General features: G+C 45.7%; 2 protein-coding genes. Both read right to left on the bottom strand.

The window, feature by feature from the left end; translation table 11 throughout:
- Window positions 1–43: 43 nt before the first annotated feature.
- The gene (locus EKM99_RS15630) at window positions 44–883 is read right to left on the bottom strand and encodes an IS3 family transposase (RefSeq protein ID WP_263853881.1); all 840 of its coding nucleotides are present in this window, start codon (window positions 881–883) and stop codon (window positions 44–46) included.
- 29 nt (window positions 884–912) lie between these two features.
- Complete coding sequence (locus EKM99_RS15625) at window positions 913–1,638, bottom strand: helix-turn-helix domain-containing protein (protein ID WP_125584210.1); 726 nt, start codon at window positions 1,636–1,638, stop codon at window positions 913–915.
- Between the last annotated feature and the right edge of the window lie 70 nt (window positions 1,639–1,708).

Raw genomic sequence — 1,708 nt, 5'->3', positions numbered from 1 at the left:
GGCGGGGCTCCTTGTCAAGTAGACAGTCAAATAATTAAAATTGCTATGCAATCTTCTGAACGGCATGATTCCGGTATTCTACCGGGGTCATGCCGTTTAATGTTGGTTGACGACGAGAATTGTTATACCAATTCATGAAGTCTGCTACTAGTGCTGTTATTTCTTCCAATGACAACGGTTTTTCAAAGTCAAAGTATTCCGTTTTCATGTGGCTCCACAGGCTTTCCATGGGGCTGTTATCACCTGGAGTTCCAGGGCGTGACATGCTGTGGGTCACGCCTGCTCCAGCTAAGGCCGTATTATATTGCCCTGAAGTATAACTAGATCCCTGATCACTATGCACAATGTTGGGCTTGACGCCCTGGTTCGCCAATAACGCCGCACTAAAAGTATCCGTGACTAAAGCAGCGGTTTCGGTTGGTTCAATCCGCCAAGCAATAACACTATGGTCATACAGGTCTTTAATGGCGCTGACCCGAATCTTACCACCGTTCTTAATACCATATTGTAATTCACTACAGTCAGTTACCCAGACTTCATTGGGGCGGGCAGGGTGAAAGTCATGCTTAGCGTTTGGTGTAAGTAATTTATTACCGAGAATGAATTCTTTACGTTCCGCTTTACGGTCATGTTTGGCGACTAGAATTGAGGCTTTAATACCGTGCTTCCTCATCAATCGGCGGATTCTTCCAGCACTCACGTGATATTTCGTTTCTTTGTTTACATAAGCCACCAAACGTTTCACACCAAAGATGTAGTGATGCTTCTCCTCCAGTTCCTTAATGTATTTGTAGATTTCCTCATTTTCGCTCTCTCGTTGGTGGGGACACCGGTGGCGCCACTTGTAGTAGGCGGCCCGTGAGACCCCTAAAAATTGGCACATTAGGCCAATTTGAGTTGGTTCATTCCGATCTAAGGCTTCTTGGGCGAGTGTTTGAATGGTACGATATTTGAATTCTGAGCGGCATCCTTCCTTTCCAATTCCTTCAGTTTTTTTAGAACTTCATTCTCCTTTGATAAGTGGGCAATCCGGGCTTCCAAGGCCTTGATTTTAAGTTCCTGCTTTTCATCATCTGTCAGTTGTGACTTGCCGGACTTATCCTTGCCACGACGGTCCTGTAACGCCTCTGGACCGCCTTGCTTGAACTTCTTGACCCAGGCATACACTTGCCCGTAAGAGACCTCAAACTGCTGGATAGCACCGCTGTAATCTAAATCGTTGGCGATGACCCATTGCACAATTTCAATTCGTTCCTTCTGGGTTGTCTTTCTACCGGTTTTCATAGTCCTGGACCTCCTAGTGGTCTTCAATGATTTACCACTAGTATACAGGTTTACCCACTGATAGATAACGCTCGTATTAGGAATATTAAATTGCCGGGCTAACTGGGGATAAGAAGTGTTACCAGCTAGGTATAGGTCAACGATCTCCTGCTTGAACGCGGAGGAATATCGGCGCACTTGCCGTCGTTTCAAACCTTCAATACCATCTGCTTGATAACGTTCCACCCACTGCTTAATCTGGTCGTCCTTAATGCCAGTCTGCCGTTGGATTTGTCCCGCTGTCCGTCCTTGTTCCACCAAATGAATGTAGTACAGTTTCTCTTCAAGGCTGTACCGGGCGCCCTTTCTACCCATACAAAAAACTCCTCCCTAAGTAAACAAGCTTTGATTATTTGCTTGTCTACCTAAGTAGGAGTATAGCCAT

Origin of the sequence: Levilactobacillus cerevisiae (assembly GCF_003946245.1) — a bacterium.
Taxonomy (GTDB): Bacteria; Bacillota; Bacilli; order Lactobacillales; family Lactobacillaceae; genus Levilactobacillus; species Levilactobacillus cerevisiae.
Note: the sequence above shows the minus strand (reverse complement) of the source record. Positions and strands in the feature narration are given on the sequence as shown.